The organism is Streptomyces poonensis, from assembly GCF_014650915.1.
Taxonomy (GTDB): domain Bacteria; phylum Actinomycetota; class Actinomycetes; order Streptomycetales; family Streptomycetaceae; genus Streptomyces; species Streptomyces poonensis.
This window is the reverse complement of record NZ_BMVW01000021.1, coordinates 26,953-40,469: the sequence shown is the minus strand read 5'-3', so window position 1 is coordinate 40,469 and position 13,517 is coordinate 26,953. Positions and strand designations below refer to the sequence as shown.

The 13,517-nt window shown below is 71.6% G+C and carries 11 protein-coding genes; 9 read left to right on the top strand and 2 right to left on the bottom strand.

What is annotated here, in order from left to right:
• Positions 1–59: 59 nt before the first annotated feature.
• From IE242_RS33650 to IE242_RS33640, 3 genes are all read left to right on the top strand, one after another.
• Positions 60–1,274: an acetyl-CoA C-acetyltransferase gene (locus tag IE242_RS33650; RefSeq protein WP_189866225.1), complete on the top strand. Its 1,215-nt coding sequence runs from the start codon at positions 60–62 to the stop codon at positions 1,272–1,274.
• Positions 1,275–1,331: 57 nt separating this feature from the next.
• The gene (locus IE242_RS33645) at positions 1,332–3,506 is read left to right on the top strand and encodes a 3-hydroxyacyl-CoA dehydrogenase NAD-binding domain-containing protein (protein ID WP_189866223.1); all 2,175 of its coding nucleotides are present in this window, start codon (positions 1,332–1,334) and stop codon (positions 3,504–3,506) included.
• Between the two features lie 109 nt (positions 3,507–3,615).
• A complete protein-coding gene (locus IE242_RS33640) occupies positions 3,616–4,281 on the top strand; it encodes an SDR family NAD(P)-dependent oxidoreductase (protein WP_189866221.1) in 666 nt (221 codons plus the stop codon).
• A gap of 45 nt (positions 4,282–4,326) precedes the next feature.
• Here the strand turns inward: IE242_RS33640 and IE242_RS33635 are convergent, their stop codons facing one another.
• Positions 4,327–5,025 carry a MerR family transcriptional regulator gene (locus tag IE242_RS33635; RefSeq protein WP_189866219.1) on the bottom strand — a complete coding sequence of 233 codons (699 nt, stop codon included), beginning with the start codon at positions 5,023–5,025 and terminating at the stop codon, positions 4,327–4,329.
• A gap of 260 nt (positions 5,026–5,285) precedes the next feature.
• Between IE242_RS33635 and IE242_RS33630 the strand changes: the two genes are divergently transcribed.
• The 5 genes from IE242_RS33630 (at position 5,286) to IE242_RS33610 (ending at position 11,218) form a co-directional block, all read left to right on the top strand.
• Entirely contained in the window at positions 5,286–6,764 is a 1,479-nt protein-coding gene (locus IE242_RS33630) for an amino acid permease (protein WP_189866217.1), read from the top strand.
• 42 nt (positions 6,765–6,806) lie between these two features.
• Positions 6,807–7,286 carry a macro domain-containing protein gene (locus IE242_RS33625; protein ID WP_189866215.1) on the top strand — a complete coding sequence of 160 codons (480 nt, stop codon included), beginning with the start codon at positions 6,807–6,809 and terminating at the stop codon, positions 7,284–7,286.
• A 143-nt stretch (positions 7,287–7,429) separates the two neighbouring features.
• Positions 7,430–7,906, top strand: a complete 477-nt coding sequence (locus tag IE242_RS33620) for a F0F1 ATP synthase subunit B family protein (protein ID WP_189866213.1) — start codon at positions 7,430–7,432, stop codon at positions 7,904–7,906.
• A gap of 238 nt (positions 7,907–8,144) precedes the next feature.
• Entirely contained in the window at positions 8,145–9,386 is a 1,242-nt protein-coding gene (locus tag IE242_RS33615; RefSeq protein ID WP_229859795.1) for a M14 family metallopeptidase, read from the top strand.
• A 92-nt stretch (positions 9,387–9,478) separates the two neighbouring features.
• Positions 9,479–11,218, top strand: a complete 1,740-nt coding sequence (locus IE242_RS33610; protein ID WP_189866209.1) for a BCCT family transporter — start codon at positions 9,479–9,481, stop codon at positions 11,216–11,218.
• Positions 11,219–11,419: 201 nt separating this feature from the next.
• Here IE242_RS33610 and IE242_RS33605 read toward each other — a convergent pair whose 3' ends face one another.
• Positions 11,420–12,391, bottom strand: coding sequence for an FAD-dependent oxidoreductase (locus tag IE242_RS33605; RefSeq protein ID WP_189866207.1), 972 nt, complete (start codon positions 12,389–12,391; stop codon positions 11,420–11,422).
• Between the two features lie 66 nt (positions 12,392–12,457).
• Here IE242_RS33605 and IE242_RS33600 point away from each other — a divergent pair, with 66 nt between their 5' ends.
• Positions 12,458–13,492, top strand: coding sequence for an oxidoreductase (locus IE242_RS33600; RefSeq protein ID WP_189866205.1), 1,035 nt, complete (start codon positions 12,458–12,460; stop codon positions 13,490–13,492).
• The last annotated feature ends 25 nt before the right edge of the window (positions 13,493–13,517 follow it).

The window sequence follows — 13,517 nt, the reverse complement described above, 5'->3', positions numbered from 1 at the left end:
GCCGCCCTTTCCGACACCTCCGAACGGCCCACCCTCCCGCCACCCGAAAGGCCACACCCGTGAGCACCGAAGCGTACGTGTACGACGCGATCCGCACCCCGCGCGGGCGCGGCAAGGCGAACGGCGCCCTGCACGGCACCAAGCCCATCGACCTGGTGACCGGACTGATCCACGAGGTCAGGCGCCGCTTCCCCGGCCTCGATCCCGCCGCGATCGACGACATCGTGCTCGGTGTCGTCGGCCCCGTCGGCGACCAGGGCTCCGACATCGCCCGCATCGCCGCGATCGCCGCCGGACTGCCCGACACGGTCGCCGGCGTCCAGGAGAACCGCTTCTGCGCATCAGGCCTCGAAGCCGTCAACATGGCGGCGGCGAAGGTCCGTTCCGGCTGGGAGGATCTGGTGCTCGCGGGCGGCGTCGAGTCGATGTCGCGCGTGCCGATGGCCTCCGACGGCGGCGCCTGGTTCGCCGACCCGATGACCAACCTGGCCACCAACTTCGTACCGCAGGGCATCGGCGCCGACCTCATCGCCACCATCGAGGGCTTCTCGCGGCGCGACGTCGACGAGTACGCGGCGCTGTCCCAGGAGCGGGCGGCCACCGCCTGGAAGGACGGCCGGTTCGAGCGCTCCGTCGTCCCGGTCACCGACCGCAGCGGGCTCGTCGTCCTCGACCACGACGAGCACATCCGGCCCGGCACCACCGCCGACTCCCTCGCGAAGCTCAAGCCGTCCTTCGCGGACATCGGCGACCTCGGCGGCTTCGACGCCGTGGCGCTGCAGAAGTACCACTGGGTCGAGAAGATCGACCACGTCCACCACGCGGGCAACTCCTCCGGCATCGTGGACGGCGCGGCCCTGGTCGCCATCGGCTCCAAGGAGGTCGGCGAGCGCTACGGGCTCACCCCGCGCGCGCGGATCGTCTCCGCGGCCGTCTCCGGCTCCGAGCCCACCATCATGCTCACCGGTCCCGCACCCGCCACCCGCAAGGCCCTGGCGAAGGCCGGGCTGACCATCGACGACATCGACCTGGTCGAGATCAACGAGGCCTTCGCGGCGGTCGTGCTCCGCTTCGTGAAGGACATGGGGCTCTCCCTGGACAAGGTCAACGTCAACGGCGGCGCCATCGCGCTCGGCCACCCCCTGGGCGCGACCGGGGCCATGATCCTCGGCACGCTCGTCGACGAGCTCGAGCGCCAGGACAAGCGGTACGGGCTGGCCACGCTGTGCGTGGGCGGCGGCATGGGCATCGCCACGATCGTCGAGCGCCTGTAACCCCAGCGGACCACGAGCGGCCCACGAGACTTCTCACGCAGACCGGAGACCCACGTCATGACCGAGCCCACCACCATCCGCTGGGAACAGGACGACACCGGTGTCGTCACCCTCGTCCTGGACGACCCCAACCAGTCCGCCAACACGATGAACCAGGCCTTCCGGGCCTCCATCAAGGCGGTCGCCGACCGCGCGGAGGCCGAGAAGGACTCCATCCGCGGGATCATCTACGCCTCCGCCAAGAAGACGTTCTTCGCGGGCGGCGACCTCAAGGACATGATCAAGGTCGGTCCCGAGAACGCGCAGGACGCGTTCGACACCGGCATGGAGATCAAGGACTCCCTGCGCCGTATCGAGACCCTCGGCAAGCCGGTCGTCGCGGCCATCAACGGCGCGGCCCTCGGCGGCGGCTACGAGATCGCCCTCGCCAGCCACCACCGCGTCGCCCTCGACGCGCCCGGCTCCAAGATCGGCCTCCCCGAGGTCACCCTGGGCCTGCTCCCGGCGGGCGGCGGCGTCACCCGCACCGTACGCCTCATGGGCATCACCGACGCCCTGCTCAAGGTGCTCCTCCAGGGCACCCAGTACAACCCGCAGCGCGCCCTGGACAACGGCCTCGTCCACGAGCTCGCCGCCACGCCGGAGGAGATGCTGGCCAAGGCCCGCGCCTTCATCGAGGCGAACCCCGAGTCGCAGCAGCCCTGGGACCGGCCCGGCTACCGGATCCCCGGCGGCACCCCGGCGAACCCGAAGTTCGCGGCGAACCTGCCCGCCTTCCCCGCCAACCTGCGCAAGCAGCTCAACGGCGCCCCCTACCCGGCGCCCCGCGCCATCATGGCGGCCGCCGTGGAGGGCTCCCAGGTCGACTTCGCGACGGCCCAGGTCATCGAGGCGCGCTACTTCACCGAGCTGCTCACCGGGCAGACCGCGAAGAACATGATCCAGGCGTTCTTCTTCGACCTCCAGGCCGTCAACTCCGGCGCCAACCGCCCCAAGGGCGTCGAGCCCCGCAAGGTCCGCAAGGTCGCCGTGCTCGGCGCCGGGATGATGGGCGCGGGCATCGCCTACTCGTGCGCCCGCGCGGGCATCGAGGTCGTCCTGAAGGACGTGTCCCTGGAGGCCGCGCTCAAGGGCAAGGGCTACTCCGAGAAGCTGTGCGCCAAGGCCGTCGGCAGGGGCCGTACGACCAAGGAGAAGGCCGACGCGCTGCTCGCCCGCATCACGCCCACCGCCGAGGCCGCCGACGTGGCGGGCTGTGACGCGGTGATCGAGGCGGTCTTCGAGGACGCCACGCTCAAGCACAAGGTGTTCCAGGAGATCGAGAACGTCGTCGCCCCGGACGCGCTGCTCTGCTCCAACACCTCCACCCTGCCCATCAGCGAGCTCGCCGAGGGCGTGGAGCGGCAGACCGACTTCATCGGGCTGCACTTCTTCTCGCCGGTCGACAAGATGCCGCTCGTCGAGATCATCAAGGGGCGGCGCACCGGTGACGAGGCCCTGGCCCGCGCCTTCGACCTGGTCCGGCAGATCAACAAGACGCCGATCGTCGTCAACGACAGCCGCGGCTTCTTCACCTCCCGCGTCATCGGCCACTTCATCAACGAGGGCGTCGCCATGGTCGGCGAGGGCATCGAGCCCGCCTCCGTCGAGCAGGCCGCGGGCCAGGCGGGCTACCCCGCCAAGGTGCTCTCCCTGATGGACGAGCTGACCCTCACCCTGCCGCGGAAGATCCGCCAGGAGACGAAGCGGGCCGTCGAGGAGGCGGGCGGCACCTGGACCCCGCACCCTGCCGAGGCGGTCATCGACCGCATGGTCGACGAGTTCGGGCGCACCGGCCGCAGCGGCGGCGCCGGCTTCTACGAGTACGGCGAGGACGGCAAGCGGGGCAGCCTCTGGCCCGGCCTGCGCGAGCACTTCACCGAGCCCGGCAAGCGGATCCCGTTCGAGGACATGCAGGAGCGCATGCTGTTCTCCGAGGCGCTGGACACCGTCCGGCTGCTGGAGGAAGGCGTGCTGACCTCCGTAGCCGACGCCAACATCGGCTCCATCCTCGGCATCGGCTTCCCCGGCTGGACCGGCGGCGTGCTCCAGTACGTCAACGGCTACGAGGGCGGGCTGCCCGGCTTCGTAGCCCGCGCGCGGGAGCTCGCCGAACGCTACGGGGACCGTTTCCAGCCGCCGGCGCTGCTGGTGGAGAAGGCCGAGCGGGGCGAGACCTTCAGCGACGGCTGAGGCGCGGCTGAGCCGCCGCCCCAGCCGGGCCGAGCGCGCGGCAAGGGCCCGTTCCGGACGAGTGGAACGCGCCCTTGCCGCCGCCCGGCGGCTCACCAAGACTCGGCCCATGGAGACGCGCACAGCCCTGGTGACCGGAGCGGCCCAGGGCCTCGGGCAGCAGTTCGCCGTCGCGCTCGCGGGGCGCGGCTACCGGGTCGCGGGACTGGACCTCCAGCCGCAGCCCGAGACGGCCGGGAAGATTCTCGACTATGTGGAGCTGGTCGTCCCCGACGTCACCGACGAACAGCAGCTCCGCCAGGCGCTGGAACAGGTCATCGACCGGTTCGGCACGCTGCACGTGCTGGTCAACAACGCGGAGACGGTGCCCGAGGCGGATTTCGAGGACATCACGCCCGAGGAGTGGCGCCATGTGATGCGGTTCAACCTGGAGGCGCCGTACCTGCTGACCCGTGCCGTGCTGCCGTACCTGAAGGCGGCGGGCTGGGGCCGCATCGTGAACATCGCCTCGTCGGCCGTCCTGTCCGCCCCGCCGACGATGGTGCCGTACGTCACCTCGAAGGCGGCCCTGATCGGCTTCACCCGGGTGCTGGCCTCGGCCCTCGGCCCGTACGGCATCACCGTCAACGCGATCGCCCCCCGCACGCCGCACGCCGCGCCGGCCGTCCAGGAGCCCGCCGACCTGGTGTCGACGCTGATGTACGTGGTGGACGAGGGCAGCGGCACCGTGACCGGGCAGACGCTCAACGTGGCGGGCGGCCCGGTGCCCGGATAGGCCCTGGACGAGGTCCCGGGTGAGGTCTCCGGCCGCGCGGCCGGCTCAGGTCTCCTTCAGCCACTCCCGGAGCTCCTCCCGCAGCGACCGCTGGAACGTCGTCAGCAGCGCCTGTACGACCAGCGGCTGCATGTGCGCCGACAGGGACTTCACCGCCTGCGGATCGCGTTCGGCCACAGCGTCGCGCAGCAGCCGCGACAGGGCATGGGCCGCCGCGCGGGAGTGGTCGAGGAGGACGGTGCGGGCCGCGAGGACCGTCTCGTGGGACAGCGGTACGTCGAGGAGCTGGACCCCGAGCCTGAGGAGGCCGGTGTCGACCTGGAGGGAGCCGTCGTCCGCGGGCGCGACCACGTTCATCGCCCCCAGCCGGGCCACGTCCTCCTCGCTCAGCGCCCGGCCCGCCAGCCGGTCCAGCTCGTCCCGGGTCAGGGTCTCCACGGTGTCCGGTGCCCAGGAGGCCACCACCGCGCGGTGGAGGGCGAGGTCGTGGGCGCTCAGGTCCGGCGGCAGCTGCTGGAGGTAGCGGTCTATGGCCGCCAGCGTCATGCCCTGGCGCTGCAACGCGTCGATCAGCTCCAGCCGGGCCAGGTGCTCCAGGCCGTAGTGCCCCACCCGGCGCGGGCCGATCACCGGCGGCGGCAGCAGCCCCCGGGTGCTGTAGAAGCGGACCGTGCGCACCGTGACGCCCGCCCGCGCGGCCAGTTCGTCGACGGTGAGGGTGGGCCCTTCGGCCTGGGTCGTCATGTACAGCAGTATCGCTGTCTCACCAATGGTGTGAAACCCGTTGTCCACGACCCGGTGACCATGGTGCGGGTCCCCGGGACCATGGTGCTCACCCCCGCTGACCATGTGAGATGAGCCGCTCTGTGAGATCCGTTACCGCGCGCGGGGCGGTCCCCGGGGGAACGTGGCCCCTTGGTCTGTGCCTACACTCGAGCGCCGACCAGGCACAACACGACACCCGGGCGCGACCCGCCCGGGGGCATCAGAGTTTGGATCCACCCGTGAGCAAGGACGCCGTCTCCACGGCACCGGCCGCAGCCCGCACCGACGCGGCCCACGGGCCCGCTGACGCGGGCGACGCCGGTTACAGCAAGGACCTCAAGGCCCGCCACATCAACATGATCGCCATCGGGGGAGCGATCGGCACCGGCCTCTTCCTGGGCGCCGGCGGGCGCCTGCACAGCGCGGGCCCCGCGCTCGCCCTCGCCTACCTGGTCTGCGGCGTCTTCGCCTTCTTCGTGGTCAGGGCCCTCGGCGAGCTGGTCCTCTACCGGCCCTCCTCCGGCTCCTTCGTGTCGTACGCGCGCGAGTTCCTCGGTGAGAAGGGCGCGTACGTCGCCGGGTGGATGTACTTCCTCAACTGGTCCACGACCGGCATCGCCGACATCACCGCGATCGCGCTGTACACGCACTACTGGAGCTTCTTCACCGACATCCCCCAGTGGGTGCTGGCGCTGATCGCCCTCGCGGTCGTCCTGGCCGTCAACCTGGTCTCCGTCAAGATCTTCGGCGAGATGGAGTTCTGGTTCGCGATCATCAAGGTCGCCACGCTGGTCGCGTTCATGCTGGTCGGCATCTTCCTGCTGGCCACCCAGCACGACGTCGGCGGCCAGACGCCCGGCCTGAGCGTGATCACGGACAACGGCGGGATCCTCCCGCACGGCGTCATGCCCGTCGTCATCGTGATGCAGGGCGTGATCTTCGCGTACGCCGCCCTGGAACTGGTCGGCGTCACCGCGGGCGAGACCGCCGAGCCCGAGAAGGTCGTCCCGCGCGCGGTTAACTCGATCATGTGGCGCGTGGGCCTGTTCTACGTCGGCTCGGTCGTCCTGCTGGCCCTGCTGCTGCCCGGCTCGGTCTACTCGGCGGACGAGAGCCCCTTCGTCACGGTCCTCTCCCGGATCGGCGTCCCGGCGGCGGGCGACGTGATGAACCTCGTCGTCCTCACCGCCGCGATGTCCTCGCTCAACTCGGGCCTGTACTCCACGGGCCGCATCCTGCGCTCCATGGCCATGGCGGGTTCCGCGCCGAGGTTCACCGCGCGGATGAACCGCAGCCAGGTCCCGTACGGCGGCATCCTGCTCACCTGCGGGGTGTGCGTGCTCGGCGTGGGCCTCAACTTCCTCATGCCCTCCCAGGCCTTCGAGATCGTCCTCAACGTGGCGTCCCTCGGTATCGTCAGCACCTGGGTGATCATCATGATCTGCCACCTGATCTTCGTCCGCCGTGCCAAGGCGGGCCTGGTCGAGCGACCGTCCTTCCGGCTGCCCGGCAGCCCGGTCACCGAGATCGCCACGATCGCCTTCCTGCTGGCCGTGCTGGGCCTGATGTGGAACGACCCCGAGGTCGGCCGTCGCACGCTGCTGCTGATCCCGCTGATCGCGGTCCTGCTGGTCGTCGGCTGGTTCGGGATCCGCCGCCGGGTCGGCCGCAACGCGGCCGAGAACCCGTCCGGACAGTCGGCGAAGCTCACGAAGTAGCAGGTCACGGCCACTGTCAGTGGCTGCCCCTACGGTGGCGTCATGTCGGAGATCGCGTATGTCCGGGGTGACGCCGCCCTGCCGTCGGGGAAGGGCGTCAAGGTGATCGCCCATGTCTGCAACGACATCGGGGGCTGGGGGAAGGGCTTCGTCCTGGCGCTGTCACGCCACTGGCCGGAACCGGAGGCGGCGTACCGGGCCTGGCACCGCGACCGCGCGGCGAACGACTTCGGGCTCGGCGCGCTCCAGCTCGTCCAGGTCGAACGGTACGTGTGGGTGGCCAACATGATCGGCCAGCGGGGCACGAAGACGGGCAGCAAGGGAGTGCCGGTCCGCTACGAGGCGATCGACACTGCGCTCGGCCGGCTCGCCGACGAGGCGCTCGCGCTCGGCGCGTCCGTGCACATGCCCCGGATCGGCTGCGGTCTCGCGGGCGGGAAGTGGCCACGGATCGAGCCGCTCGTCATGGACCGGCTGATACGGCGCGGGATATCCGTGACGGTGTACGACCACCGGGACTGAGGAGACTGAGAAGGCTGAGGGGATGGTCGACGGCCGGACGGCCGGCCGTCGACGGGCCTTCGGTGGACTGTGACGGTCGATTGCCGGCCAAACTTGGCGCGTATGTGCGATGCCTCGTGTGCCTGAACGGGTAGGCCACGAGTATGGATCTTCTGCCCTACCCCATCGGTCCACTGAACCCGAGGGTCGAGCACCTGGTCATCGCCTTGGCGCTGTTCGCGCTCGCCTATCACGTCGTCTCCCGGCTGCTGCCCCGGATCAACCGCGTGCTCGCCGAGCGCGAGGAGGCGACCGAGGGTGCCCGGCGGCGGGCCGAGGCGGTGCTGGCGGAGGCGGAGGAGAAGCGGGCAGAGACCGCGTCCGTGCTCGCCGAGGCACGCCATGACGCCGCCCGCACCCGGCAGCAGGCGCGGGAGCAGGGCAGCGGGCTGGTCGCGGCCGCACGGGCGGACGGTCGGCGCGAGTGCGACGCCCTCCTCGCCGGGGAACGCGCCCGGACAGCGGCCGAGCACGCCGCCGCCGAGGCCGAGCTGCGCATGTACGTCTCGGAACTCGCCTCGGACCTCGCGAGCCGCGTGGTGGGCGAACGGATCACGTCCCGGGCGGAACCCCGCTCCTGAGACCGGAACCCCTGACACCCTCGCCCACTCCCTCTGCCCCCTCTATCCCTTCTGTCCATCTGCCCCGTCTGTCTCGAACGGCCCTCTTCTGCGCCGCGGTTGACCGCTGTACCGTCCGCCCATGCCGACACCGACACCAGCGCGCCGCAGGCGCCGCACGACCCGGGAGAGCCGGAGAACCTGGAGATCGCTCGCCACGGCGGCCACCGCCGCCCTCGCCGTCACCGCCGCCGGCCTGATGTCCGCACCGGCGCACGCCCGGGACGGCGGCGTCCCACCGCGCACCGGATTCGAACGTACGAACGGTGCGCGCTGGACCAGCCAGCCGGAGGAGTGGACGTTCCTCGCCGCGGTGGACCGCGCGAGCGACCGCGTGTCGGTCAGCCGCATCGGCACCACCGACCAGGACCGCCCCCTCCAGCTCGTCCGGATCGGCGGCGCACGCCCCACGACCCGCACCGTGCTCCTCGTGTGCAGCCAGCACGGCGACGAGCCGTCCGGCCGGGAGGCCTGCCTCACCACGGTCCGCGATCTCGCGTACGCGAAGGACAGGCGCACCAGGAGGTTCCTGGACGGCACCACCGTGCTCGTCGTGCCCACCGCCAACCCCGACGGCCGGGCCGCCGACACCCGCGGCAACAGTGACGGCGTCGACGTCAACCGCGACCACCTGGCGCTCCGGACGGCCGAGGCACGCGCCCTGGCCGCCGTCGTCCGCGACCGGGCCCCGGACGTCGTCTATGACCTGCACGAGTACGGAGGCACACCCGGCTACTACGACAAGGACCTGTTCGACCTCTGGCCGCGCAACCTCAACACCGGCACGGCCGTCCACGACGAGGCGCGGACCCTGTCGCGGTCCTACGTGCGCCCCGCCGCCGAGGTCGCCGGGTACACGACCGGGACGTACGGCATCTGGACCGACCCCGTCACCGGCGAACCGGTCCGGCAGGTCGCGGGCGACGGCCAGGAGCGCATCCTGCGCAACACGTCCGGCGTCAAGCACGCGGTCGGACTGCTCATCGAGAGCCGGGTCGAGCCGCTGACCCAGGTGGCCGAATCCGTCAACAACCGCCGCCGGGTGTCCTCACAGCTCGCCGCGCTGAAGGGTCTGTTCGCCTTCGCGGGCGAGCGCGGACGGCAGGTCGACGCGGCGACCGCGGGCGCCCGGCGCGCCGGTCTGCGGGACACCGGCCCGGTGTACATAGGCGGCGCGGACAACGACCCCGCCGAACCCACCGAGGTGATCGAGGACCCGCCCTGCGGCTACCGGCTCACCGGTGAACAGTACGGGGAGGTCAAGGACGAGCTCGCCCTGCACGGGGTGCGCGTACGGCACGCCGCCTCCGGGGACCACGGGGACCACGGCGCCGGTGTTCTGGTACCGCTGCGCCAGCCGCTGCGCGCTTTGGTGCCCCTGCTGCTCGACGAGCGGGCGCCGTACCGGCTGACCGCCGGGGCACCCGACCCCGACTGCTGAGTGACGGATACGGATCGCAGACGGTTGCGTCGAGCCTCACAGGTGGCAGGGCCGATCGGGGGAAGGAGTAGCTCCGTTCCAGCCATCGGGGAATGGCTCTGCCTGTGACGCGTGATCAGCATCGGACACCCAGTTATCACGAAGGAGGCGCGTTTCCGGGTTCGGAAGCGGGCCTCCGCGGTGGCGGACGGCCGGAGACGGACCGCATCGTCTTCGGCGTGACAGCCGTGCTCACCTTGGCCTTCGTGCTGTGGGGCGCCATCGCGACCGACTCGCTGCAGAGTGCGTCGGGCGCGATGCTCGGCGGGCTCATGCACAACGGCGGCTGGGCGTTCATGCTGGCCGCGTCCGCCTTCGTGGTGTTCGCCCTCTGGCTCGCGATCAGCCGCTATGGCCGGATCCATCTGGGCCGGGAGGGCGAGGGGCCGGAGTTCCGCACGGTCTCCTGGGTGGCGATGATGTTCAGCGCCGGCATGGGCATCGGCCTGATGTTCTACGGCGTCAGCGAGCCGCTCTCCCACTACGTCCAACCGCCGCCGGGCACCAGCCCCGCCAACTCCGGGGAGCGCATGGAGACGGCGATGGCGACCACCCTGTTCCACTGGACACTGCACCCGTGGGCGATCTACGCGGTGGTCGGCCTCGGCATCGCGTACAGCACGTTCCGCAAGCGCCGCCGCCAGACCATCAGTGCCGTGTTCACGCCGCTGATCGGCGAGAAGCACGCGAACGGCACGGTCGGCCGGGTCATCGACATCCTCGCGATCGTCGCCACCGTCTTCGGTTCCGCCGCATCCCTCGGCCTCGGCGCCCTGCAGATCGGCTCCGGCGTGCGGGAACTGGAGTGGATGGACGACGTGAGCACCGGGCTGCTCGTCGTCATCATCGCCGTCCTCACCCTGGCCTTCGTCGCCTCGGCGGTGTCCGGCGTGGAGCGGGGTATCCAGTGGCTGTCCAACACGAACATGGTGCTGGCGGTGATTCTCGCCGTGTTCGTGTTCGTCGTCGGGCCGACGATCATCGTCCTCGACCTGCTGCCCACGTCGGTCTTCGCCTACTTCGGCGAACTGCCCCGGCTCGCCGGCCGCACCGAGGCGTCCGGCGGCGACGGCGTCGCCGACTGGCTGGGCAGCTGGACGGTCTTCTACTGGGCGTGGTGGATCTCCTGGACGCCGTTCGTCGGCATGTTCATCGCCCGCATCAGCCGCGGCCGCACGATCCGCCAGTTCGTCGGCGGCGTCATCCTCGTCCCGAGCACGGTCACCCTGATCTGGTTCGCGATCTTCGGCGGTACGGCCATGAAGATGCAGGAGCGGCGGCAGCTCGGCGACGAGTCCACGCCCGAGGGACAGCTCTTCGCCGTGCTGCGGGACTACCCCGCCGCCACGGTCACCAGCCTGCTGGTGATGATCCTGGTCGGCATCTTCTTCGTCTCCGGAGCCGACGCCGCGTCCATCGTGATGGGCACCCTCTCGCAGCAGGGCGCGCTCGAGCCCGGCCGGTTCGTCGTCGTGTTCTGGGGCATGGTCACCGGCGCCGTCGCCGCCGTCATGCTGCTCGTCGGCAGCGGCGAGGGCGACGCGCTCACCGGTCTGCAGAACCTCACGATCCTCGCGGCGGCGCCGTTCGTGCTGGTGATGACCGGCATGTGCGTCGCCCTCATGCGCGACCTGCGCAAGGACCCGATCATCGTGCGCGAGGAGATGGCCGGCGAGGCCGTCGAACAGGCCGTCATCGAGGGCCACAAGAGGTACGACGGCGACTTCGAGATCCGTATCGGGCCCGGACCGGGCACGGAGACGGAGGGCGACCCGATCGGCAAGCACCACTGACCGGCGGGTGCTCAACGCCGAAGGGCCGGCAGCGGGCAGCGGTGCCCGCTGCCGGCCCTTCCACGAACGCCCCCGGCCCGGCTGTCAGCCGCTCCGCCATCACCGTGGGACGAGCACTGACCGGCGGTCGCCGCTGAAGGGGCGGTTCCGGGATCAGCGCCCGCGGCGCAGCCGGGGCACCAGAGCCCGCGGTCGCCCCGCTCACGGGGCGGCTTCCCGTCCGGCCGCCAGCCGCGCCACCTCCCGGGCGCAGCCCCGGGCGACGGTGACGCCCGCGCCGCCGTGACCGTAGTTGTGCACCAGCACCCGTCCGCCCGGCAGGGACGCACGCTCCAGGCGCACGGCGGCGCGGGACGGCCGCAGTCCCACGCGGTGGTCCAGCACCCGCGCCCCCGCGACCTCCGGACGCATCGCGGCGCAGCGCCGCACGATCGCCTCGGCCGTGGCCGGATCGGGCACCGTGGACCAGTCGTCCTCCTCGGCCGTCCCGCCGAGGATCAGCCCGCCCGGCTGCGGCAGCAGATACGTACTGGCCGCCGACGCATGGTCCACCGACGTCAGCCAGGTGGTGACGCCCGGGTTCTCCACCACGACCAGCTGCCCCCGCACAGGCCGTACGGACGGATCGGGGACCAGTTCCCGGGCACCGAGACCGGTGCAGTTCACCACCACCGGCGCGGCGGCGACGGCTTCGGCGAGGTCCGTCACGGCCCGCTGCTCCACCACCCCGCCCGCTGCGGCCAGCCGCTCCCGCAGCCACCGCAGATGCGCCGGCATGTCGATCAGCGGCAGCCGCGCCCACAGGCCGGCGCCCGCGTACTCCGCGGAGGTCGCCGCCCGCAGCCCGGGCACCCGCGCCGCCCACGCGCCCAGCCCGTCCAGCCGCGTCTCGCCGTGTACCCCCTCGACCATCCGTACGCCCGTCTCGTCCGGCCGCGCCGCCAGCCGCTCGTACTCGGCGAGCGATTCCAGCGCCCAGGCACCGACGCGCGCCTCCGGTTCGATCCGGTACGGCCACCACAGTCCGCCGGCGACGGCCGAGGTGGTCCGCTCCGCGGGCTCCCGCGTCCACACCCGCACCCGCCGTCCGTCCTCCGCGAGGACCAGGGCCGTCGTCAGTCCGATGACCCCGCCCCCGACCACGATCACATCACCGCTCGCCCGTCCCGTCACCCGGCGACGGTAGCGGAATATGTCATGCCGTGCTCACATCGGTCCCGCTCTGGGGATACTCACACCATGTCTGCCGAGCATCCCGAGTACGCGACCTTCGGCCTGGCACCGGCCATACGCGCCGGCGGCGTCCTCGCCAACGGTGACTACCAAGTGCACCGGGACTTCGTGGACTTCATCGTCGACGGGCGCCCGCTGCTGTTCCGGCTCTCCGACCTAGACGCCGTCTCCCCGCTCGCCTCCGACGTCCCGCCCGCCATCTTCACCGCGCAGGTGCGCGGCCTGCTGCTGGAGTCCGACGCCCCGCTGACCGGCGGCCGGTACGTCATATACGGCTGCCCCGAGTGCGAGGACCTCGCCTGCGGAGCGGTCACCGCGGTCATCGAGCGGGACGGCGACGACTACGTCTGGCGCGACTTCGCCTGGCAGACGCGGGAGGAGGCCGACCTGGAGCTGAACGGCTACCACGGCATAGGGCCGTTCCGGTTCCGCGGCGACGCCTACCGCGACGCCCTGGGCTCCCTGCTCACCGAGACCCCCGACGAGTCCGCGAGCCGGCGTGTGCTCCTGATCGGCGCCCGTGTCGCCGTGCTCGCCCGGCTCGCCGCCGCGCTGCGCACCATCGGCATCGGCGCGGACATCACCCAGGACGCCGCCGCGGTGCCCGCCGACGAGCTGCGCGCCTACGGCGCGGTCGCCTTCGGGCGGGCGGTGGACGAGGAGCGGCGCACCGCCGTACGACGGTCCTTCGAGCGTGCCGGGGTCGACGTCGCGTACGTCGACGGGCTCGCCCCGATCATCCCCCTGCTGGTGGCCCAGATCGAGAACGCCCTGGACCGCAGCCCGCCGGAACGGCGCCGTCTGGTCCGGCTGGTCGCCGCCGACGGCGCGGCGGGCGTCGAGGTCACCTCCACCTGCCGGGTGCGGCTGACCGCGTACCGGCTGGACCGGCTGTACCGCCCCCGCACACAGGAGATCTTCGACGGCACTCTGCCGGCCGGCCGCCACCGCATCGCACTGGATTCGAAGGCCGTGAAGGGTGAGTCGTTCATCGTCGCGCGGTCGTCGGGGAGCGTGCTGGTGGAGACCATGGCGCGCTGAACGGCCGGGCGGTGGCCACAGGCCA

What these genes read in the sequence shown, in the direction of transcription:
- IE242_RS33645 (WP_189866223.1), top strand. Translation starts at nt 1,332, where the DNA reads ATGACCGAGCCCACCACCATCCGCTGGGAACAGGACGACACCGGTGTC.
- IE242_RS33640 (WP_189866221.1), top strand. Translation starts at nt 3,616, where the DNA reads ATGGAGACGCGCACAGCCCTGGTGACCGGAGCGGCCCAGGGCCTCGGG.
- IE242_RS33635 (WP_189866219.1), bottom strand. Translation starts at nt 5,025, where the DNA reads ATGACGACCCAGGCCGAAGGGCCCACCCTCACCGTCGACGAACTGGCC.
- IE242_RS33620 (WP_189866213.1), top strand. Translation starts at nt 7,430, where the DNA reads ATGGATCTTCTGCCCTACCCCATCGGTCCACTGAACCCGAGGGTCGAG.
- IE242_RS33610 (WP_189866209.1), top strand. Translation starts at nt 9,479, where the DNA reads ATGGCTCTGCCTGTGACGCGTGATCAGCATCGGACACCCAGTTATCAC.
- IE242_RS33625 (WP_189866215.1), top strand. Translation starts at nt 6,807, where the DNA reads ATGTCGGAGATCGCGTATGTCCGGGGTGACGCCGCCCTGCCGTCGGGG.
- IE242_RS33615 (WP_229859795.1), top strand. Translation starts at nt 8,145, where the DNA reads ATGTCCGCACCGGCGCACGCCCGGGACGGCGGCGTCCCACCGCGCACC.
- IE242_RS33600 (WP_189866205.1), top strand. Translation starts at nt 12,458, where the DNA reads ATGTCTGCCGAGCATCCCGAGTACGCGACCTTCGGCCTGGCACCGGCC.